18 protein-coding genes are annotated in these 20,415 nt (G+C 67.1%); 4 read left to right on the forward strand and 14 right to left on the reverse strand.

Features of this window, described 5'->3' with window-relative positions; all coding sequences use genetic code 11:
• Positions 1 to 759 precede the first annotated feature (759 nt).
• On the forward strand, positions 760 to 1,638 hold the full coding sequence (locus tag AB0L57_RS04845) for a DMT family transporter (protein WP_364957136.1): 879 nt from the start codon (positions 760 to 762) through the stop codon (positions 1,636 to 1,638).
• On the opposite strand, the gene AB0L57_RS04850 is transcribed toward AB0L57_RS04845, so the two are convergent.
• From AB0L57_RS04850 to AB0L57_RS04860, 3 genes are all read right to left on the reverse strand, one after another.
• Positions 1,614 to 4,070: a RelA/SpoT family protein gene (locus tag AB0L57_RS04850; RefSeq protein WP_364957140.1), complete on the reverse strand. Its 2,457-nt coding sequence runs from the start codon at positions 4,068 to 4,070 to the stop codon at positions 1,614 to 1,616. The genes AB0L57_RS04845 and AB0L57_RS04850 overlap by 25 nt on opposite strands.
• A 45-nt stretch (positions 4,071 to 4,115) precedes the next feature.
• Positions 4,116 to 5,774, reverse strand: coding sequence for an ATP-binding cassette domain-containing protein (locus AB0L57_RS04855; RefSeq protein WP_364957142.1), 1,659 nt, complete (start codon positions 5,772 to 5,774; stop codon positions 4,116 to 4,118).
• Positions 5,775 to 5,960: 186 nt separating this feature from the next.
• The gene (locus AB0L57_RS04860) at positions 5,961 to 6,404 is read right to left on the reverse strand and encodes a nitroreductase/quinone reductase family protein (protein ID WP_364957145.1); all 444 of its coding nucleotides are present in this window, start codon (positions 6,402 to 6,404) and stop codon (positions 5,961 to 5,963) included.
• Positions 6,405 to 6,560: 156 nt separating this feature from the next.
• On the opposite strand from AB0L57_RS04860, the gene AB0L57_RS04865 reads away from it, so the two are divergent.
• Positions 6,561 to 6,866 carry a hypothetical protein gene (locus tag AB0L57_RS04865; RefSeq protein ID WP_364957148.1) on the forward strand — a complete coding sequence of 102 codons (306 nt, stop codon included), beginning with the start codon at positions 6,561 to 6,563 and terminating at the stop codon, positions 6,864 to 6,866.
• A 9-nt stretch (positions 6,867 to 6,875) separates the two neighbouring features.
• On the opposite strand, the gene AB0L57_RS04870 is transcribed toward AB0L57_RS04865, so the two are convergent.
• From AB0L57_RS04870 to AB0L57_RS04900, 7 genes are all read right to left on the reverse strand, one after another.
• Positions 6,876 to 7,316: a hypothetical protein gene (locus AB0L57_RS04870; protein ID WP_364957151.1), complete on the reverse strand. Its 441-nt coding sequence runs from the start codon at positions 7,314 to 7,316 to the stop codon at positions 6,876 to 6,878.
• Between the two features lie 141 nt (positions 7,317 to 7,457).
• On the reverse strand, positions 7,458 to 8,030 hold the full coding sequence (locus AB0L57_RS04875; protein WP_364957154.1) for an adenine phosphoribosyltransferase: 573 nt from the start codon (positions 8,028 to 8,030) through the stop codon (positions 7,458 to 7,460).
• Positions 8,031 to 8,065: 35 nt separating this feature from the next.
• Positions 8,066 to 9,748 (reverse strand): ABC transporter substrate-binding protein, encoded by a 1,683-nt coding sequence (locus AB0L57_RS04880; RefSeq protein ID WP_364957157.1) that lies wholly within the window; start codon positions 9,746 to 9,748, stop codon positions 8,066 to 8,068.
• A 53-nt stretch (positions 9,749 to 9,801) separates the two neighbouring features.
• On the reverse strand, positions 9,802 to 11,004 hold the full coding sequence (gene secF / locus AB0L57_RS04885) for a protein translocase subunit SecF (RefSeq protein WP_364957160.1): 1,203 nt from the start codon (positions 11,002 to 11,004) through the stop codon (positions 9,802 to 9,804).
• Positions 11,001 to 12,812, reverse strand: coding sequence for a protein translocase subunit SecD (secD, locus tag AB0L57_RS04890; RefSeq protein ID WP_364957163.1), 1,812 nt, complete (start codon positions 12,810 to 12,812; stop codon positions 11,001 to 11,003). The genes secF and secD overlap by 4 nt, the downstream gene beginning before the upstream one ends.
• Positions 12,813 to 12,931: 119 nt before the next feature.
• Positions 12,932 to 13,381: a preprotein translocase subunit YajC gene (yajC, locus tag AB0L57_RS04895; RefSeq protein ID WP_364957166.1), complete on the reverse strand. Its 450-nt coding sequence runs from the start codon at positions 13,379 to 13,381 to the stop codon at positions 12,932 to 12,934.
• 137 nt (positions 13,382 to 13,518) lie between these two features.
• Entirely contained in the window at positions 13,519 to 15,012 is a 1,494-nt protein-coding gene (locus AB0L57_RS04900; protein ID WP_364957170.1) for an NAD(P)/FAD-dependent oxidoreductase, read from the reverse strand.
• Positions 15,013 to 15,090: 78 nt separating this feature from the next.
• On the opposite strand from AB0L57_RS04900, the gene AB0L57_RS04905 reads away from it, so the two are divergent.
• A complete protein-coding gene (locus AB0L57_RS04905) occupies positions 15,091 to 15,720 on the forward strand; it encodes a TetR/AcrR family transcriptional regulator (RefSeq protein WP_364957173.1) in 630 nt (209 codons plus the stop codon).
• 7 nt (positions 15,721 to 15,727) lie between these two features.
• Here the strand turns inward: AB0L57_RS04905 and ruvB are convergent, their stop codons facing one another.
• The 4 genes from ruvB to AB0L57_RS04925 form a co-directional block, all read right to left on the reverse strand.
• Positions 15,728 to 16,837 carry a Holliday junction branch migration DNA helicase RuvB gene (gene ruvB / locus AB0L57_RS04910; protein WP_364957176.1) on the reverse strand — a complete coding sequence of 370 codons (1,110 nt, stop codon included), beginning with the start codon at positions 16,835 to 16,837 and terminating at the stop codon, positions 15,728 to 15,730.
• Between the two features lie 5 nt (positions 16,838 to 16,842).
• Positions 16,843 to 17,448 (reverse strand): Holliday junction branch migration protein RuvA, encoded by a 606-nt coding sequence (ruvA, locus tag AB0L57_RS04915; RefSeq protein WP_364957179.1) that lies wholly within the window; start codon positions 17,446 to 17,448, stop codon positions 16,843 to 16,845.
• Entirely contained in the window at positions 17,445 to 18,014 is a 570-nt protein-coding gene (gene ruvC, locus AB0L57_RS04920; RefSeq protein ID WP_364957182.1) for a crossover junction endodeoxyribonuclease RuvC, read from the reverse strand. Before ruvC ends, ruvA begins: the two co-directional genes overlap by 4 nt.
• 89 nt (positions 18,015 to 18,103) lie before the next feature.
• Positions 18,104 to 18,613: an O-acetyl-ADP-ribose deacetylase gene (locus tag AB0L57_RS04925; RefSeq protein WP_364957184.1), complete on the reverse strand. Its 510-nt coding sequence runs from the start codon at positions 18,611 to 18,613 to the stop codon at positions 18,104 to 18,106.
• 182 nt (positions 18,614 to 18,795) lie between these two features.
• Here AB0L57_RS04925 and AB0L57_RS04930 point away from each other — a divergent pair, with 182 nt between their 5' ends.
• Positions 18,796 to 20,283, forward strand: coding sequence for an alpha/beta hydrolase-fold protein (locus tag AB0L57_RS04930; protein ID WP_364957311.1), 1,488 nt, complete (start codon positions 18,796 to 18,798; stop codon positions 20,281 to 20,283).
• Positions 20,284 to 20,415 lie beyond the last annotated feature (132 nt).

Consider the following 20,415-nt stretch of genomic DNA (forward strand, 5'->3'; position numbering starts at 1 on the left):
CGAACGGAAATTGTCCCGTACCCGACGAATTCGACGAACTCGACGCGCCGCACGGCGCCTCCGAGATTCCGGCACCGAACCGTCCGCGCAGGTCGCGGGCCATGGCGAGCGGTTCGGCAGACGCCGGAAGTGAGGTCGGAACAGGTGCCGGAGCGGATGCGGATGCCCGAAATCCCCAACGGAGATGCGTCGCGACCGGTACGGTCGCTGCCGAGCACGTCAGCACGGTCAGCATGATCTGACCCCCTTAACCCGCTGTCTGCAACAGTTCTGAGGGTCGAGTACCGCTGCGACCCGTCCGGCGATCGTCATGTGGATTCGGATCGTCGCCGACATGGCGCGAGCCCCGAAACGCAATAAACCGTAACAGAATCCAGCCCCGAGTGCAGGTCTACGGTTGCGGCCGGGAACACCGATACGAACGTTCCCACCGGCAAGAAGAATTCGGACGATACGGACCGAATGCACGCATCGAGCCCACGCGGCAATCGGTGGCAACCACATGGCGAACCGGCAGATCGACCGTCCGCGAACACAACTCGCGCCGCGCTCACCACTGCCGGCGAAATGTGTTGCCGATCAATTGCTATCGTCTCGCCGATTCGAAAATCGGGCCCGAATCACTTGTTGAAGGCGGCTCCGCCCCATTCGCCGGTCCTGCGCTGCCCTCCGCCACCGGAACCGCCACATCTCGGCGCATCGTCGGCGCACACCGATCCCGCCGCGATGACGTGCCCACGCGAACGGCACACTGATCGAGTGAGCAACTTTCCCGTCGCCGCCGTGGTCTGTGCCTTCGTCGGCGCCCTGCTGTTCGCCGTCTCCGCGGTCGCCCAGCAGCGCGCCGCCGCGGACGTGCCCGCCGGCGACGCATTGGTCGCCCAGCTGATCCGGAACCCGCGCTGGTGGGCCGGCATCATCGGCGACGCCGGCGGATTCGGATTCCAGGTCGCCGCACTGGCAATGGGATCGGTCCTGATCGTGCAGCCCATCCTGGTGACCGCTCTGGTCTTCGCCCTCCCGCTCGCCGCCCACTACAGCCGCCGCCCGGTCACCGCGGTGATGTGGGCACATGCCACAGCCCTGTCGATCGCGCTGGCGTGCTTCCTCATCGTCGGAGATCCGAGTGAGGGCATCTCCGACGCTCCCTGGAGCCGGTGGATGTGGCCGATGATCCTGGTCCTCGGACTCGTCGTGGCCGCGATCGTCGTGGCCGCCGTCATCCACGTCACGGGGCTGCGGGCCCTGCTGCTCGGCTCCGCGGCCGGGCTGCTGTTCGGTGTCGCGTCCGCGCTGACCCAGCACGTCGTGGAACTGTTCGGCGACGGCATCACCGCGGTACTCGGCAACTGGCAGCCCTACACCATGGTCGTCGCCGGTATGGTCGGACTCTATCTGCAACAGCGTGGTTATCAGATCGGAGCGCTGTCGGCATCACTGCCCGCATTCACCGTCGCCGAGCCGCTCGGCGCCGCGTTCCTGGGACTGACCGTGCTCGACGAGCGGCTGCGCACCGGCCCCGTGGGCACCGTCGTGGTCCTCGCCTCGGTCGTGGTGATGTGCGTGGCCGCTGTTCGGCTCTCGCGGGCGCAGGCAGAACTGCCGCCGGCGGATCAGGCCGCCGAGGTCACCCGGTAGACGTCGTATACACCTTCCACATTGCGGACCACGTTCAACAAGTGGCCCAGATGTTTCGGATCGCCCATCTCGAAGGTGAACTTGCTGATCGCCACCCGGTCGCCGGAGGTGGTCACGGCCGCGGACAGGATATTGACCTTCTCGTCGGCCAGTACCTTCGTCACATCCGACAGCAGCCGGGTGCGGTCGAGCGCCTCGATCTGGATGGCCACCAGGAACACCGACGACGGCGACGGCGCCCACCTGACCTCGATGATCCGTTCCTGCTGCGCGTGTAGCGAATCCGCGTTCGTGCAGTCGGTGCGGTGCACACTCACAGCGCCACCGCGGGTCACGAATCCCATGATCTCGTCGCCGGGCACCGGTGTACAACATTTGGCCAGCTTCGCGACTGTGCCCGGAGCGCCCGGAATCTCCACCCCGGCATCGCCGATGGTGCGCTGGCGGGCCGGCAGGGTGGACGGCGTACTACGTTCGGCCAGTTCGTTTTCCACGTCGCCGACGCCACCGAGCTGCGCCATCAGACGCTGCACGACATGGTGCGCCGACACCTGGTTCTCCCCGACCGCGGCGTACAGCGAGGAGATGTCGGCGTAGTGCAGTTCGTGGGCCAGCGCCGACATCGCGTCGACGCTCATCAACCGCTGCAACGGCAGGCCCGAGCGCCGGACCTCCTTGGAGATCTGCTCCTTACCGGTCTCGAGCGCCTCCTCGCGGCGCTCCTTGGCGAACCACTGCCGGATCTTGGCCTTGGCCCGCGGTGAGACCACGAAATTCTGCCAGTCCCGGCTCGGCCCGGCATTCTGTGCCTTCGAGGTGAAGATCTCGACGACCTCACCGTTCTCCAGCTGCCGCTCCAGCGCCACCAGCCGTCCGTTGACCCGGGCACCGATGCAGCGATGGCCGACCTCGGTGTGCACCGCGTACGCGAAGTCGACCGGCGTCGACTCCTGCGGCAGCGTGATCACATCGCCCTTGGGCGTGAACACGAAGATCTCCGGTGACTTCAGGTCGAAACGCAGCGACTCCAGGAACTCGGCCGGATCCGCGGCCTCCCGCTGCCAGTCCAGCAGCTGCCGCATCCAGGCCATGTCGTCGACCTCGGCGGCATCGCCGGAATGCTTGCCCTTGGTCTCCTTGTAGCGCCAGTGCGCCGCGATCCCGAACTCCGCGGTGCGATGCATGTCCTGAGTACGGATCTGCACCTCGAGCGGTTTGCCGTCCGGCCCCACGACCGTGGTGTGCAGCGACTGATACACCCCGTAGCGCGGCTGGGCGATGTAGTCCTTGAACCTGCCCGCCATCGGCTGCCACAGCGAATGCACCACACCGACCGCGGCGTAGCAGTCACGCACCTCGTCGCACAGAATCCGGATGCCGACCAGGTCGTGGATATCGTCGAAGTCCTTACCCTTGACGATCATCTTCTGATAGATCGACCAGTAGTGCTTCGGACGGCCCTCGACGATCGCGTTGATCCGGCTCGCCGCCAGCGTGTTCACGATCTCGGCGCGCACCCGTGCCAGATAGGTGTCGCGTGACGGCGCCCGGTCGGCCACCAGGCGCACGATCTCGTCGTATTTCTTGGGATGAAGGATCGCGAACGCCAGATCCTCGAGCTCCCATTTCACCGTGGCCATACCGAGCCGATGTGCCAGCGGCGCAATGACTTCCAGCGTCTCGCGTGCCTTCTTCGCCTGCTTCTCCGGCGGCAGGAAACGCATGGTGCGCATATTGTGCAACCGGTCGGCGACCTTGATGACCAGCACCCGCGGATCTCGCGCCATCGCGATGATCATCTTGCGGATGGTCTCGGCCTCGGCCGCCGCACCCAGATTGACCTTGTCGAGTTTGGTGACACCGTCGACCAGGTGAGCGACCTCGGACCCGAAGTCCGCCGTCAGCTCGTCCAGCGAATACCCGGTGTCCTCGACGGTGTCGTGCAGCAACGCCGCCACCAGTGTGGTGGTGTCCATCCCCAGCTCGGCAAGAATATTGGCCACCGCCAGCGGATGGGTGATGTACGGATCGCCCGACTTGCGGAATTGGTGGGAATGTTTCTCGTCGGCCACATCGAAGGCCCGCTGCAACAGCTGCAGATTCGCCTTGGGATACAGCTCCCGATGCACCGTCGCCAACGGCTCCAGCACCGGCTTGACCGCCGCGATACCGCGCTGTCCCGTCATCCGGCGGGCCAGCCTGGCCCGTACTCGGCGCGACGCGGAACTCGGCACCGCAGCCTGGGTGCCCGGCTGCCGCATCGGCATGTTCCGGGGCGAGGGCACCTGCTGACCCCCCTGCTCGGCGGGCGGGGGTTCGGTAGGTTCGGGCGCGGGTGTGGCAGCCGGCGGAGGGGCCGAGCCGGCCGCCGGCGTGGCATCACTGCCGTCCGCCGACCTCCCGGCATTCGCCTTCTCCAGATGCTGAGTCATGCCACCACCTCTCGCGCCTCGATCGAAATACCCTAGCCCACTGATTCAACAGCCCGGACCACCCACTTTATTCTGTATTTTCGGCCTCCGCTCCGCTCCTGGGAGGTTCTCGGCCGCGGACCGGTCCACCAGGCCGTTCCGGATCAGCTCGAGTCTGCGGGTGATCCCGATATCGGCCAGGAATCCGGCGTCGTGACTGACCACGATCAGCGCCCCCTCGAATCCGGCCAGCGCCTCGGTCAGGTGCCGGAGACCGGGCAGGTCCAGATTGTTGGTGGGCTCGTCGAGCAGGAGCAGCTTCGGCGCGGGGTCGGCGAGCAACAGCATCGCCAGCGCCGCTCGCAGACGCTCGCCGCCCGACAGCGCACCGACCGGGATATCGGCGTCGGCGCCACGGAACAGGAAACGCGCCAGCTGCGCCCGGATCCGTTCGGCGCCGGCGTGCGGCGCCGCGGCCTCGACATTGTCGAACAGTGACCGGTCCTCGGTGAAGATGTCGAGACGTTGCGGCAGCAGCCGCCACGGCACCTTCGGCGGATGCTCGATCAATCGGTGCAGCAGTGTCGTCTTGCCCGCACCGTTGCGGCCGGTGAGCGCGATACGTTCGGGTCCGCTCACCGTCAGCGTCACCACCGGCCCGTTGGCCAGCCGTACCTGTTCCATATCCACCACGTCCTGCCGCGGATACAGCCGGGTCGCGGGCAGGTCGACGCGAATCTCCCGATCGTCGCGCAGCCGGTCTTCGGCCTGTTCCAGGCTTGATTTCGCCTCCTCCACCGCGGCGATGTGACTGTTGCGCAATTTGCCGGCCGAGACCTGCGCCTGACGTTTGCGCTGGCCCATCACGACCTTCGGCTCACGTTTGGTGTCCCACATCTTCTGGCCGTAGCGCCGGCGACGGTCGAGTTTGATCCTGGCCTCCTCCAGTTCCCGCGACTGTTTGCGGACATCGCCGCGGGCCTCTCGGACCGCCGCGCGAGCGACCTCCTGCTCGGCCGCCACCGCCTGCTCGTAGTCGCCGAAGTTCCCGCCGAACGAATGGATCTCCCCGCGGCGCAGCTCCGCGATCGAGTCCATCCGGCGCAACAGCTCCCGATCGTGACCGACCGTGAGCACCGTCCCGGTGAAGTTGTCGACGACCTCGTAGAGACGTCCGCGCGCAACCGAGTCCAGATTGTTGGTCGGCTCGTCGAGCAGCAGCACATCGGGTTCGCGCAACAACTCGGCAACCAGGGCGAGCAGAACCGTCTCACCACCGGACAAGGTGTCGAGCCGCCGGTTCAGGTGTGCCACATCACCGGCCAGATGCTGCAGGCCCAGGCGGCCCAGCAGTGCGATCGCCGATTCCTCCACGTCCCAGCGGCCCGCGACCAGATCGAAATCGGCGGCTGCTCCCGTCCCGCCCTCGATGCGGTGCAGGGCGCCCCGGATCTCGCCGATACCGAGCACCTCGTCGACCCGTCGGCCGCGCGCCGAACCTGGATCCTGACGTAGGCAACCCAGCCGACCCGGTACGGTCACCGAACCGCGCGCCGGCCGCAGCTCACCGGCGAGCAACCGCAGCAGGGTGGACTTCCCGGCACCGTTGTCACCCACGAAGCCGACCCGTCCGGGGCCGAGAACAGCGTCGAGACCGTCGAACACCGGCGTGCCGTCCGGCCAGGCGAAACTCAGATCGGACAGTGCGATCGTCGAAAGCGACATATGCGTGCTCCTGAGGGTTGCGGGAATGGCGCGCAGAAGTGCGGGCCATGCGATGGCTACCTCAGAAGAGCAACGGCACGACTCCGATCAACGGGAACAAGAAACAGCGACGTTAGCGGAGCCTGCACGCCTGCGCCAGAGAGTTTCCGTGTGAGTCAGCACATGAAAGATGAAAGGCGTTGGCGCTCAGTTGATTCGGAAGACCGGAAAGCCAGGGGCGATGGCGACCAGCTCATCGTCGGTGGCATCCTTGGTCACGCCCTCGAAGAACTTCCCGACCTCCCAGCCCCACTTCTGCAGATACAACCGCAGAATCGGGGTCTTGTCGACGTCGGCGACCTCGGTGACGGTGATCGGCTCGACCTTGCGCCCCAGCCGCAGCTCACCACCACCGGCCACCCGGATATTGCGCACCCATTGCGTCCGGCCGCGCGGGGCCACCAGATAACGCCCACCCTCGGAGTCCTCCAGTACGTTCACCATCGTGGTACGCCACTGCCCCGAACTCCGCCCGCGCACCGCGAGCAGACGCGAGCCCATGACACTGATGCCGAGCTTCGGCAGGGCCTTGAAGAAACCGTTCATGATGGGTTCGATACCGGTGGGGGTGATGTGCCGGGTGGCGTCCATGACTCTTCCTCGCTTTTGTGAGCACTGCTCTCTCGATATGACCATCTTGCCTCCGAGACGAATCCATGTCAAGAGCAGCGCTCACAAGATCGAGGACAATCAGGGCCCTGGACAAATCGGCTGCGTCCGACCGCGTTACGCGGGTATTCGAATTTCATGGACAGATATAGAACTTATCGGACGCAACGCCGCACCGGTGGGCTGTCGGCCCTCGTCAGCACCGTCGGCAGCGTGCTCGCTCTCATCGAGATCGTCTACATCGTGCTGCTGATATTCGACGCCAACCAGACCAACCGATTCTTCACATTCATCAAGTCGCTGGCCGAACCATTGGCACTGTTCTTCCCAGGGCTGTTCGCCACCGGCTCGCGCAACTGGGACATCATCATCAATTACGGTCTGGCCGCACTGTTCTGGCTTGTGGTGGCCGGTATCGTGGCGCGCTTGCTGTCCCGGATATGACCCGAGACATCAGCGCGGGGCGGGCTGGTTGCCGGCCGGGGGCTCGTGCGGGGTGAGGAACTCCATGCGGTGGTGGTGCAGAAACTCGAAGACCGGGGCCCAGTGGCCGGTGAACACATCCTCGCTCTTGCCCACCACGCGCTGGGACGTCGGTCCGAGCCGGGAATCCTCGCAGACCACATGAGCGTTGTGGCGACCCGGTTCCACCGGCCCGGTGTCGAGTTCCACCGATCCGTCGGCACCGACCGGCCGCCAGGGTGTATCGATCCCGGGCGCGGTGATGCGGCAGGCCTGGCCCGACTTCTCCCCTGTCACGTGCGCGGTCACGGTACTGCCACCATGCAACGCCACCGAGGGGGTGGCCGCAGCCGTCGCGGCACCGACGACGAAGACGACACCCACCGCGCCGGCCAATGCCGCCCCGATCCTGGTACGCCGACTCCGGCTCATCGCTGCTCCATCAGCACCGAAACCGCGGCGCCGCCACGCTCACTGCCGTTTTCGCTCATGCCGATCATCCGCTCGTCCGGGCCCCTTGCCGCACGTCAGCATAACGATCCCGGTCCGGGGCCCACAACCGGGACACACCCCTCACACCTGCACGATCGAGGTGAGCGGATGGTCGCCCTGACGGGCTCGGCCACCGAGCTCACCGATCTCGAGCACGACCGCCGCCGCGACCACCTGCGCTCCCGCCGAACGGAACAGTTCCGCCGCGGCGGCCAGCGTGCCACCGGTGGCGAGTACATCATCGAGCAGCAACACCTTGCGGTCGGTGAGGTCGATACCGTCGGCCGGGATTTCCAGTGCGGCCGAACCGTATTCGAGGGTGTACTCCCGGGAGAGCACCGGCGGCGGCAGTTTGCCACCCTTGCGCACCGCCACCACACCGGTGCCCAGCAATGCCGCCACACCGGCACCGAGCAGGAAGCCACGCGCGTCCACACCGGCGACCAGATCGGCCTCCGGGGCACACGAGGCCAGGCACTCGATCACCGCGTGGAAACCCTCCGCATCGGCGAATACCGGGGTCAGGTCCGCGAAACGCACACCGGGGGTGGGAAAGTCGTCGTGCCACCGGGTCAACCGCGCCACCACCTCGGCGGTGCGTGCCACCTTCTCCTCCGCCGTCTCCGCGGATTCCACCATCGTGTGCTTACTCATATCCACCCACTCCCTCATCCCGCGCCCGGAAGCGCTCACCGCCGCAACACCCAGCGATCCATGTTCCAGCCCGCACCGGCCGCGGTGGGGCTCGCGACACCGTTCTCCAAGCCCTTTCCGAACGCGATGGTCCGGGGCGTGTTGAACAACGGGATCGACGGCATCTCGTTCCACAGCAGATTCTCGGCCTCGGTGTCGAGGCTCAACACCGAGATCGAATTGTCGTCCGCCGCAAGCTGATCCGAGATCGCATCGTAACGCCCATTACCGAAATGACCGAAATTCACACCCTGACCGGTGCGCAGCGCCGCGGTCGCCTCGATCCCCGTGATCGATCCGGCCGGCCCCACCGCGGCCGCCGTACCGCCCAGAATCGCGTCGACCTTCCCGGCGCCCAGCGCGGTCGGGTCGAAATCGGGTGCGCCGGCATCGACCACGGTCACACCCGCGCCCTTGCACGCGTCGGCGATCATCGCCACGGTCCGGGCGCGGCGATCATCGGGCGCACGATATCCGATCCGCACCGTGGGATTCGGTGCGCCCGCGGCCGCCAGCGCCCGCTGGGCACCCGACGCGTCGCCGGTGCGATACTTGTCGGCCGGGCTCGTGATCGCCGAGTAGTACACCGAATCCGCCTGTACCGTACGCGAATTCAATGTTCCCGAACCCAGCCCCGAAGGGCTGTCGTATCCCGGATGTCCCAGGCTGTCGAACAACGCCTGCCGCGGAACACACAATGCGAAGGCCCGCCGCACATCCGCCGAGCCGAAAACTCCGGTGGTGGCCAGCACCAACTGCTCGGCACCTCTGCCGGGCTGCTGATTCACCACGAAACCACCCAGGCCCAGATCCTTCACCGAGCCGGCGCCGACATCGACGACCTCGACGGAGTTGTCGGAGACCTTCTTCTGCAGATCCGCGTTCTTGGGCCACACCACGATCCGCGGTGTCGCGGGCTTGCCACCCCACCACTTCTCATTCTTGACCAGCACGAGACCGTCACTGTCGCTGTAGGAGTCGATGCGGTAGGGACCCGAGGACGGCAGCAGATCGGCGTTGACATCCCCGGACTTCAGATTCCAGCCCGTGTTCCAGAACTGTGCCAGGCGATCCAGCGCGGCCTGATCCCCGGACTGGACCGCCGCGACCAGATTCGGCACGCCCGCGGCCTTCGCCGCGATGTGCGACGGCATCAGATCACCGGCGGTGAACAGCGACTTCCAGTTCAGCACGTGATGGTCGGGGCGGAACACGACCGTCGCGTCCTTGGATCCGGGCTGGCATTCGACATGCTCGATATCGGAGTATCCGGCGGTCGAGCCCGCGTCGAACAACGGGACCGGCCCGCCCGGTCCTGGTTTGGTGAATCGGCCACTGCGCGCGGCCCATTCCAGGACCAGATCGTCGCAGGAGGTCGGCACACCGTCGGAGTACACACCGTCGCGATTGAGCCGGTAGCGGATCGTCTGGGACTCGCCGGCCACCTCGTTGGCGGTACCGGCATCGGTGTCGGAGACCTGCTGGCCATCCGGACCGGTATAGAAGAAACCGGTCAGCACCCGGGAGAACAGCGCCGCCGAACCATTGGCGACACCGGCCGCCGAACCGCCGTTGTAGGTGGCCGGGACCGCGTCCACCGCGTAGCCGATGGATGGCACCTGGTTCTTGCTCGCACACCCCGCGATCACGCCGGTGACCAGTGCACCGGTCGCGATCACGCCGAACGTCCGTCGTAACGAGCGCCGCACCCGATCCGACCCCCTTCGCCTCATCAGTGACTTCTCTTGTGCCGCTTCCCGGTGGGCCTGGCGCCGGGTCTCGGTGCGGCGGAACCGCCTTCGCGGGTGCGGGACGCGACCGGGGTACCCGGGGAACGCCGGCCCACGGTCTCCGCGCCACGACCGGCGTCGCCGCCCGCACGCTTGGCGAGCACCTTGCGGGTGTGCACGGCGACCGGGCCGAAGCGCTCCTTGATCGAGACCAGCAGTGGCACCGCGAAGAAGATCGAGGAGTAGGCGCCGACGATCATGCCGACCAACTGCACCAGCGCCAGATCCTTCAAGGTGCCGACACCCAGCAGCCAGACCGCGATGACCAGCATGCCGACGATCGGCAGAATGCCGATCACGGTGGTGTTGATCGACCGCATCAGGGTCTGGTTGGCGGCCAGATTCGCCTGCTCACCGTAGGTGCGCCGGGTCAGATGCAGAACACCACGGGTGTTCTCCTCGACCTTGTCGAACACCACCACGTTGTCGTAGAGCACGTAACCGAGGATGGTCAGCAGGCCGATCACCGCCGCCGGAGTCACCTCGAAGCCGACGATCGAGTAGATGCCTGCGGTGACCACGAGGTTGAAGAACAGCGAGGCGATCGCCGCGAACGACATGTCGCGCTCGAACCTGATCGCGATGTAGACCATGGTCAGCACGACGAAAACCACCAGCGCGATGAGCGCCTTGCGGGTGATCTGCCCACCCCAGGTCTCACTGATCTCCGCGACACTGATCGCGTTGCGGCTCACGGTCCCACTCGAATCCTTCGGATGGAAGGCGTCGAACAACGCGTCGGCGACCTTCTCCTGCTGGGCGGAGTCGAGTGTGTCGGAACGGATTTCGAACGAGGCCGCGGATCCGGACCCGACCTTCTGCACGGTCACCGGATCGTGGCCGAGTGCCTGGTTGTAGGTCTGCTCCACCTTGGAGGTGGACATGTCGCCACTGGCTGGGACCTGGATGCGGGTGCCGCCGGCGAAATCGATACCGAGGGTGAACCCGCGCAACGCGATACTCAGGACCGCGATCAGGACCAGCACCGCCGCCATGCCGTAGTACAGCTTGCGGCGGCCGACGATCTGGAAGCCGCCGGTACCGGTGTAGAGGCGCTCGAAGAATCCGTGCCGCGGTGTGTTCGCGGTGGGTTCCGGCTCGTCCACGACTGGTTCCTCCAACACCTGGCTGCGATTGTCGCTCATCGTGTCCCCGTCCCTGCCAGCGTGCCGCTCGCCGCTTTGCGTTCACGCGCTATCTGTTGCACCGCGCCCAGACCGTTGACCGAGGGCTTGGCCCAGAACGGCGAACGGGAAGCGAGCATCATCAGCGGCGAGGTGACCAGGTAGAGCACGATCACGTCGAGCACCGTGGTCAGGCCGAGTGTGAAGGCGAAGCCCTTCACCTGGCCGGCGGCCAGGATGTAGAGCACCACCGACGCGATCAGGCTGACGGTCTTACCGGACAGGTTGGTGCGCTGGGCGCGCGCCCAGCCGCGTGGTACCGCGGAACGGAAACTTCGGCCCTCGCGCATCTCGTCCTTGATGCGTTCGAAGAACACGACGAACGAGTCCGCCGTCATACCGATACCGATGATCAGACCCGCGATACCGGCCAGGTCCAGGGTGAAGTTGATCCATCTGCCGAGCAGCACGATGATGCCGTACACCGCGACGCCGGAGGCCACCAGCGAGAATCCCGCCAGGAAACCGAGCATCCGGTAGTAAAGCAGGCAGTACAGCAGCACCGCGATCAGACCGATCGCGCCGGCGATCAGACCGGCCTGCAGCGAGGCCAGGCCCAGCGTGGCCGACACCGTCTCGGCCTCGGAGGTGGCGAACGACAGGGGCAGCGAACCGTACTTCAGCTGGTTGGCCAGTTCCTTCGCGGTAGTCGCGTTGAACTGACCGGAGATCTCGGTGGTACCACCCAGCTGCGGTCCGGCGTTGACGACAGGGGCGCTGACAACCTTCGAGTCGAGGGTGAAAGCGACCTGCTTCTGCAGGTAGTCCTTGGTGAGCGAGGCCCAGGCGTCGGCGTTCTTGAAGGTCAGGTTGACCACCCACGTCGACTGCTGGTTCAGCCCGGAACTCGCGTCCTTGATGTCCTGGCCGTCGATACGGCTCTTGTCCAGCACGAGCACCTGGGTGCCGTCGCTGGAGCACGTCACCAGAGGCAGGTTCGGATCGTCGTTACCGGCCAGCGGATCGGGCTTGCTGCAGTCCATCGTCTGCATGGCCTGCAGCAGGACCTGCTGGTCGGTGCTCTGCCGCAGGGCCTTCGCATCGGCGATCTCCTGCTTGGTGTTCTGCTCCGAACCCGGCTGTCCCGGAGTGGGCTGCGCGGGCTCCGGTGTCGGCGCGGGCGTGGACGGAGCCTGCGCGGGGGCCGGGAAGACCCGGTTCTGCGCGGCCGCACCCGAGGATGATTCATCGCTCGCCGGAGCTTGCTCCGCCGTGGTCGGCGCCGATTGCTGTTGCGCGCCCGGAGTCTCGCCCGGCACTTCCGCACCCGGCGTACCCGGCTGACCGGGAACTTCGGCGCCGGGCTGCCCCGGGACCTCGGCACCGGGCTGGCCGGGAACCGCCGCACCGGGCTGCTCGGGCTGCTGCTCGACGCCACCGCCCGGCTTGGCCTGACCCGAGGTCAGCACCGGGCGGATGTAGAGCTTGGCGGTGGTGGCCAGTGCCTTCGCCTGCTGTCCGTCCTCACCCGGAACGGTGATCACCAGGTTGTTACCGTCGATGACCACCTCGGAGCCGGCCACACCCAGACCGTTGACCCGCGATTCGATGATCTGCTGAGCCTGCTGCAGGCTGTCCTTGCTCGGCTTGCTGCCATCGGGCGTACGCGCGGTCAGCGTGACGCGGGTACCACCCTGCAGGTCGATGCCCAGCTTCGGTTCCGGCGACTTGTCGCCGGTGAAGAACACCAGCGCGTAGATCACCGCGAGCAGTACGGCGTAGACGCCGAGCAATCGCAGCGGATGCCCCGTTCCTTTGGAAGGTGGCACAGTACATATCTCCTAGACGGTGAGGTGGCTGCCGACACTGCGGCGTCGGGCACGGGCCTGCCCGGACACGCCGCACCGCCGTTGCGGCGCACACGGGCGCGGCAACGGCGGGAAAAGATTCAGTCTTTGCGCAGGCGGGCGGCGGTGTCCTCGACGGACTCCTCCACCAGGGCCGATCCATTGGTACCCGAGGATCCGTTGGCGGCCGGAGTCGCGGCGGCCTCGGTGTCCGCGGCAACCTCGGCGACCTCGCCCGCCTCGGCACCGGCTGTCTCGGCATCATCCGAGTCGGCGGAGTCGGCGGAACCGTCGGAGGTGGGGCGCACATCGCGGATCGCGGCGCGCAGCCAGGTGGTCACCACATCCTCGGCGATCTCGAGATCGACGGTCTCGTCGTCGAGATCCACCACCGTGCCGTACAGGCCGGAGGTGGTCGTCACCGAATCACCGACCTTCACGCCTTCCTGCATATCGGCAACCTTCTGCGCTTCGCGCTTCTGGCGGCGGACACCGAGAAACATCGGTACGAGCAGAACTACCAGTAGCAGCGGAAACAGCAGGTTTGCCATCGTCGTAGTCGGTCCTAGGTTGGGGGTGGAGTGGGATGTACCCACACAGTCTGCCAGCTACCCGGAATATCGCCACACCCGCGGTCCGTGCGGCGGGGCGCGCCGAACCGGCCGAACCTCGCCACACGCTGGTGAAATCAGGCCGCGGAGTCGCCGTAGACGTAGTCGTCGAGCGGGAAATTCACAGCTTCGCGGTGGGTGGTGACCGTGCTGTTGGGGCGCAGCAGCGCGGCCTCACCGTGCTGGTTGAAGTAGTAACTGCGGGCGGTCGAGCAGTCACCGGCGTAGAAGACCGACGATCCGAGCTTCTCGGTGACGTAGTCGAGGAACCGGTCGTTGGCCTCGGCGCGGACCTCGAAGACGTCGGTGCCGCGGCGGCTCGCCTCCCGCAGCAGCCGGTCCATGTGCTTCATCTGCGCCTCGATGGTGGTGAAGTAGGACAGCCCGCTGTAGGAGTAGGGGCTGTTGAGGCTGAGGAAATTCGGGAACTTCGGCACGGTGATGCCCTCGTACGCCTGGAAGCGGTTGTCGCGCCAGTACTTTCCGAGGTTCACCCCGTCGCGGCCGATGATCTCGATCGCCGGGAAGTTCACGTCCCACAGATTGAATCCGGTGGCCAGGATCAGGGTGTCGATCTCGGTCTTGTGCCCATCGGCGGTGACGATGCCGTCGGCTTCGACCCGCTCGATCGAGCTGGTCTCGAGGTGCACGTTCGGCCGGTTGAACGCCTTGAAGTAGGTGTTGGAGAACGTCGGCCGCTTACACCCGAAGTCGTACTCCGGCGTCAGCTCGGCCCTGGTCTTCGGATCGCGCACCTGCCTGCGCAGATGAGCCTTGGCCAGCAGGGCCGCGCCCATGTTGCCGAGCCGGGCCTGCTTGTAGTGCAGCACTCCGGACACCATCAGCAATTCCAGCGCCGCGGTGTTGGCCAGGCGCGCGGCCTTCTGCGTGAGCGGCAGCTTCTCGAACAGCTGCTGCACGCCCGCCGGAATCGCGGTGTCGACCTTGGGCACCACCCAGATCGGGGTGCGCTGGAAGACGGTGAGGTCGGCGACCTTCTTCGCCGCCTCGGGGACCAGTTGCACCGCGGTCGCGCCGGTGCCGATGATCGCCGCGCGCCGGCCCGTCAGATCGAAGTCGTCGTCCCACGCGGTGGTGTGGATGATCTTGCCCGCGAAGTTATCGATTCCCGGGAACGGCGGCGTGTAGGGCTGGGACAGGAATCCGGTGGCGGTGAGCAGATAGCGAGCCGTGAGCGTCTGCCCGCCCTCGACCGACACCACCCAGTACCGCTGTTCGGAGTCCCAGCGGGCGCCACCGACCACCTGGCCGAATCGCATGCGGCGGCGCAGATCGTATTTGTCGGCGACGTGCTCGGCGTACTTCTTCAGTTCGGCGCCCGGGGCGAACAGCCGCGACCAGTGCGGATTGGGCTCGAACGAGTAGGAGTAGGTCACCGAGGCGATATCGACCGCGAGGCCCGGGTAATGGTTGACGTGCCAGGTCCCGCCCAGATCGTCCTCGCGCTCGAGGATGACGAAATGGCTCAGCCCGAGCCGATCCAGCTGAATCCCGGCTCCCATACCGCCGAATCCCGCGCCGACCACCACGGCGTCGTATGAAGGTGCCACGCCGAACCTCCCTGTGACTTCCGGTATCCACACGGAATGACACATCATTCCGTTTCGGAACACCGTATCATCGGGCTCGTGCCGCAGCCATCCACTCATGCCGAGCGCCGCAAGGCCGAACTCCGACGCCAGATCATCGACACCGCGTTCGCCTGTTTCGCCGAGAAGGGCTACCACGCCACCGGGATCGCCGACATCGCGACCGAACTGGGCATCGGGCACGGAACCTTCTACCGCTACTTCGAGAACAAGCGCGACATCATCGACCATGTGATCGACGATCTGGCCGCTCGCATCATCGAGGCGCTGGGCACCGAGAACGCACCGGATGCGGCAACCTCGCTGGCGGAGTACCGCCATCAGCTCGAGCGAATCGGCGTCGCGCTGCACCGGATCTTCCTCGAGGACCGCCGGGTCGCCCAGCTACTGCTGTTCCAGGCCACCGGCATCGATCCGGAGCTGACGATGCGGCTCTACGGACTGCTCGACACCGCCGACGCGCTCACCGCCGGATATCTCGAACACGGTGTGGAACTGGGTTATCTGCGCGCGGACCTCGATACGGTCAACACCGCCAAAGCGGTCACCGGGATGTTGCTGACCGCCATCCTGCACGGCTTGCGCGATCCGAATCCGGAATCCACCGACGGTCTGACCCAGGCCATTCCCCGGCTGCTGATCGACGGGGTCCGGGCCGACGCGCCCTGACCCGGATTCAGTCGAACAGGTCGAGGGTGGGTTCGGATTCGCGGCCGCGCACCTCGATGGACCCGAAGACCAGATCCGGCGGCGGCACCAGGCCCAGATGCTCCCAGGCCGTGGCGGTGGCGACCCGCCCGCGCGGAGTCCGGGCCACCATGCCCGCGCGCACCAGGAACGGCTCGCACACCTCCTCGACGGTGGCGGCCTCCTCCCCCACCGCGACCGCCAGCGTCGACACCCCGACCGGGCCACCGCCGAAGCTGCGGACCAGTGCGCCGAGGACGGCACGGTCCAACCGGTCCAAGCCGAGCGCGTCGACGTCGTAGACGGCCAATGCCGCCCGGGCGATATCTCTGGTCACGAGGCCGTCGGCCCGTACCTCGGCATAATCGCGGACCCGGCGCAGCAGCCGGTTGGCAATACGCGGCGTACCACGGGAGCGACCGGCGATCTCGGCGGCGGCATCGGTTTCGATCCGCACGCCGAGGATCGCGGCGGAGCGTTGCAGGATGCGCCGCAACTCGCCGGGCTCGTAGAAGTCCATATGCCCGGTGAAACCGAAGCGGTCGCGCAGTGGCCCGGTCAGCGCCCCGGACCGGGTGGTCGCACCGACCAGGGTGAACGGCGCGATCTCCAGCGGAATCGAGGTGGCGCCGGGCCCTTTGCCGACCACCACATCGACCCGGAAATCCTCCATCGCCAGATACAGCATCTCCTCGGCGGGCCGAGCCATGCGATGGATCTCGTCGATGAACAGCACATCGCCCTCGACCAGATTGCTCAGCATGGCGGCCAGATCCCCGGCGCGTTCCAGGGCGGGCCCGGAGGTGATGCGCAGCGCGGTGCCCAGTTCGCCGGCGATGATCATCGCCATACTCGTCTTGCCCAGTCCGGGCGGACCGGACAGCAGCACGTGGTCGGGGGTGCCGCCTCGCTGGGTCGCACCGCGCAGTACCAGCGCAAGCTGTTCGCGTACCCGCGGCTGGCCGATGAAATCGTCGAGGGATTTCGGGCGCAGCCCGGCCTCGATGTCACCGTCGGATGTCAGATAGTTCGCGGTGACCGCGGACTCGTCGTCCTCGGAAGGCGCGGGACCGGCGGAGAATTCGGTATCGCCGTCCATCGATGTCACCGATTCCGGCCGAGGATCGCCAGCGCGGCGCGCAGGGCCCGGGAGGTGTCGAGATCGGGCTGTTCGGCGAGTACTCCGTCGACCGCGGGTTCGGCCTGTTTGATCGGGAAGCCGAGACCGGTGAGCGCGTCCACGACCTGATCACGCACCGGCGTGACGACCGGAGCCGGGCCCGCACCCGGTGGACCGGACTGCACCGGCACCAGATCCACCTTGTCGCGCAACTCGACGACCATGCGTTCGGCACCGCGCTTGCCGATACCCGGCACCCGGGTCAGGGCGGCGACATTGCTCTCCGCCAGGGCTTTTCGCAGTGCCTCGGGTTCCAGCACCGCCAGGACCGCCATCGCCAGGCGCGGACCCACACCGGATACGGTCTGCAGCAGACCGAACAGATCGCGAGCCTCGGTGTCGGCGAAACCGAAGAGGGTCATGGAGTCTTCGCGCACGATCATCGCCGTATAGAGGCGCGAGGTCTCACCGCGTGTGAGCCCGGCCAGGGTGGCCGGCGTCGCGTTGAGCCGGTAGCCGACTCCCGCCGCCTCGAGCACCACATGGTCGAGCCCGATCTCGAGGACCTCTCCGCGTACCGACGCGATCACCCGGACACCGCCTTCCGTTGCTGGGCAAGCTTTTCGGCGTATCTGCGCCGTGCCTGTTCGGCCTGGGCCTCCGCCTTCGCCATCCGCTCCAGCATCGGGGCCCGCCAGCAGTGACAGATCGCCAGCGCCAGCGCGTCGGCCGCATCGGCCGGTTTCGGCGCCGTCTGCAAGCCTAGGATGCGGGTGACCATCGCGGTCACCTGAGCCTTGTCCGCGGACCCGTTGCCGGTGACCGCGGCCTTGACCTGACTCGGTGTGTGGAAGGCGACGGGGATACCGCGCCGGGCCGCGGCCAGTGCGATCACCCCACCGGCCTGTGCGGTGCCCATCGCGGTACGCACATTGTGCTGCGAGAAGACCCGCTCGATCGCGACCGCTTCCGGACGATGGGTGTCCATCCAGTATTCGGCGGCATCGGCCACGCCCAGCAGGCGCTGCGCGAGATCCATGTCGGCGGGGGTACGCACCACATCCACATCCAGTGCGGTGACCTGCCGGCCCGATCCGCCCCGGACGAGGCTCAGACCGCACCGGGTGAGCCCGGGGTCGACGCCCATCACCCGCACGACAATTACCCCTCCCGGTTCGCGAACAATTGTTCGAAGTCTAACCGAGACGACCGACACGAGCGGCCACCGACACGAGCGCGCCGGCATCACTCCACGGCGGACTCGAAGGCGCGACGGGCAGCGGTGCCGAACAAGACGAAACGGATCTCGCGCACCTCGGTGGCGGTGGCACGCACGGTGTCGACCGCGATGTGGGCACCGTCGTCGATCGGCCAGCCGTAGATACCGGTGGAGATGGCCGGGAACGCCACGGTACGGGCACCCAATTCGTCTGCCACCCGCAAAGATTCGCGATAGCAGGCGGCGAGCAGGCCGGAGCGGTCCTGTGCGGCGGTCCACACCGGGCCGACGGTGTGGATCACCCACCGTGCGGGCAGATCTCCGGCGCTGGTGGCGATCGCCTCCCCAGTGGGCAGACCGTCGCGCAGGGTGGTCTCGCGCAACCGGCGGCACTCCGCGAGGATCGCGGGCCCGCCGCGCCGGTGGATCGCGCCGTCGACCCCGCCACCACCCGATAACCGGGTGTTGGCGGCATTGACTATCGCATCGACGTTCTGTTCGGTGATGTCACCACGGATCAGCACGAGTTCGGCCACGGACGTCATTGTGCCGCGCGCGCACCGCTGTCGCGGGGCCTTGCGCACAGCCGCCCGGGCACGGCACCGAATGGTCACCCCGGCGCACACCGGAATTCATCCTGCCTGCACCGGACTCCGAGGAAGTTCACAGCATTCCTCGAGGTACGCCGTCGACAATTGCGCCCGTGTTCCCCGCGCCCATGGATGTGCCGACACCCGCGCCGACCACCCCCGCGGCCCCCGCGCCGGCGGTGGCCACCCCGGTGGCACCGCCCCCGCCGCCGCAGCTGCCCTCGGCGAAACTCAACCCGTACAACGGTTTTCACCACGGGATCTCACTGCTGCACGGCTGGCTGCCGCTGACCATCGAGATCGTCGCGGCCGCGCTGCTCATCGTGGCCCTGACCCGGCCCGCCCGCAGATGGTGGCTGATCCGGGTGCCGATCTGCCTGGCACTCGGTGTCATCGCCGCGCTGGTGGCGCGCACCGTGATGAACGACGAGGGTCTGGCCTCGGACCCGGCGCCGGTCACGCTGTGGATCTGCGTGGGCGCCGCGGTCGCCGCCCTGGCACTGGTCGTCGCCGGGTGGCCGGGTGCGCGCTGGTGGCAACGCACCGCCGCGGTGCTGGCGGTGCCGTTCGCGATCGCCAGTACCGCGGTCGTGCTCAACCAGTGGGTGGGCTACTACCCGAGCGTGCAGTCGGCGTGGAGTGCGCTCACCGCCGGGCCGCTACCCCATCAGACCGATATGGACGCGCTGGCCGGTATGCGTGGCACCCACCCCGCCACCGGGGTGATCGTGCCGATCCAGACCGGTGACGATGCCAGCGGTTTCAAACACCGGACCGAATACGTCTACCTGCCGCCGGCCTGGTTCGCCGGCCCCACCCCGCCCGCACTGCCGGCGGTGATGATGATCGGCGGCGAGTTCAACACCCCCGCCGACTGGGTGCGCAGTGGTCAGATCATGCCCGCCGTCGACAAGTTCACCGCCGCCGGCAACGGCACCGCGCCCATCCTGGTGTTCGTCGATTCCTCGGGAAGCTTCAACAACGACACCGAGTGCGTGAACGGCCCGCGCGGCGCCGCGGCCGACCATCTCACCAAGGATGTCCTCGGATATGTGGAGTCGAAGTTCGGTGTCCCGGCCGATCCGGCGAAGTGGGCCGCAATCGGCTGGTCGATGGGCGGTACCTGCGCCACCGATCTCACCGTCATGCATCCGGAGTTGTTCCACACCTTCGTCGACATCGCCGGCGATATCGGTCCCACCGCGGGCACCGAGGCACAGACCGTCTCCCGTCTCTACGGGGGCGACGCGGCCGCCTACGGCCGCTTCGACCCGATGACAGTGATGGCCGCGCACGGACCATATTCCGGGATCGCGGGACTGTTCGACGACCTCACCCCGCCGCATCGGCCGGGTAACGGCAAGGGCGGCAACCATTTCCACCTGCCGCCGGTGGACGAGAACCGGATCGGCGTCGGCGGGCAGGACGGCGTCATGGACACCGGCGAGGTGGGTGCGGCGGAGAAGCTGTGCGAGCGGGGCCGCGCGGAGGGGATCGACTGCACCATCCACACCACCCAGGGCGGGCACACCTGGCAATTCGCGGCGGCGGCTTTCACCTCGTCGCTGCCGTGGGTGTCGGCGCGGCTGGGCCTGCCCGTCCCCGCGTCGACCTGACACCGGTGCCGACGAGCCGGGCCGCTCTCGCGCATCGCGAGAGCGCGCGGCCGCCGGATTCGACGTGACCACCGATGTCCCGGTGCGAGCCCGGATCTTCGAGCTCGCGGCGGACGACCATGTGCTGGCCGT

Origin of the sequence: Nocardia sp. NPDC052254 (assembly GCF_040679495.1) — a bacterium.
GTDB lineage: Bacteria > Actinomycetota > Actinomycetes > Mycobacteriales > Mycobacteriaceae > Nocardia.

Excerpts from the sequence above, each read along its gene's own strand:
- AB0L57_RS04850 (WP_364957140.1), bottom strand. The coding sequence starts at position 4,070 with ATGACTCAGCATCTGGAGAAGGCGAATGCCGGGAGGTCGGCGGACGGC.
- AB0L57_RS04855 (WP_364957142.1), bottom strand. The coding sequence starts at position 5,774 with ATGTCGCTTTCGACGATCGCACTGTCCGATCTGAGTTTCGCCTGGCCG.
- AB0L57_RS04860 (WP_364957145.1), bottom strand. The coding sequence starts at position 6,404 with ATGGACGCCACCCGGCACATCACCCCCACCGGTATCGAACCCATCATG.
- AB0L57_RS04865 (WP_364957148.1), top strand. The coding sequence starts at position 6,561 with ATGGACAGATATAGAACTTATCGGACGCAACGCCGCACCGGTGGGCTG.
- AB0L57_RS04870 (WP_364957151.1), bottom strand. The coding sequence starts at position 7,316 with ATGAGCCGGAGTCGGCGTACCAGGATCGGGGCGGCATTGGCCGGCGCG.
- AB0L57_RS04875 (WP_364957154.1), bottom strand. The coding sequence starts at position 8,030 with ATGAGTAAGCACACGATGGTGGAATCCGCGGAGACGGCGGAGGAGAAG.
- secF (WP_364957160.1), bottom strand. The coding sequence starts at position 11,004 with ATGAGCGACAATCGCAGCCAGGTGTTGGAGGAACCAGTCGTGGACGAG.
- yajC (WP_364957166.1), bottom strand. The coding sequence starts at position 13,381 with ATGGCAAACCTGCTGTTTCCGCTGCTACTGGTAGTTCTGCTCGTACCG.
- ruvB (WP_364957176.1), bottom strand. The coding sequence starts at position 16,837 with ATGGACGGCGATACCGAATTCTCCGCCGGTCCCGCGCCTTCCGAGGAC.
- AB0L57_RS04930 (WP_364957311.1), top strand. The coding sequence starts at position 18,796 with ATGGATGTGCCGACACCCGCGCCGACCACCCCCGCGGCCCCCGCGCCG.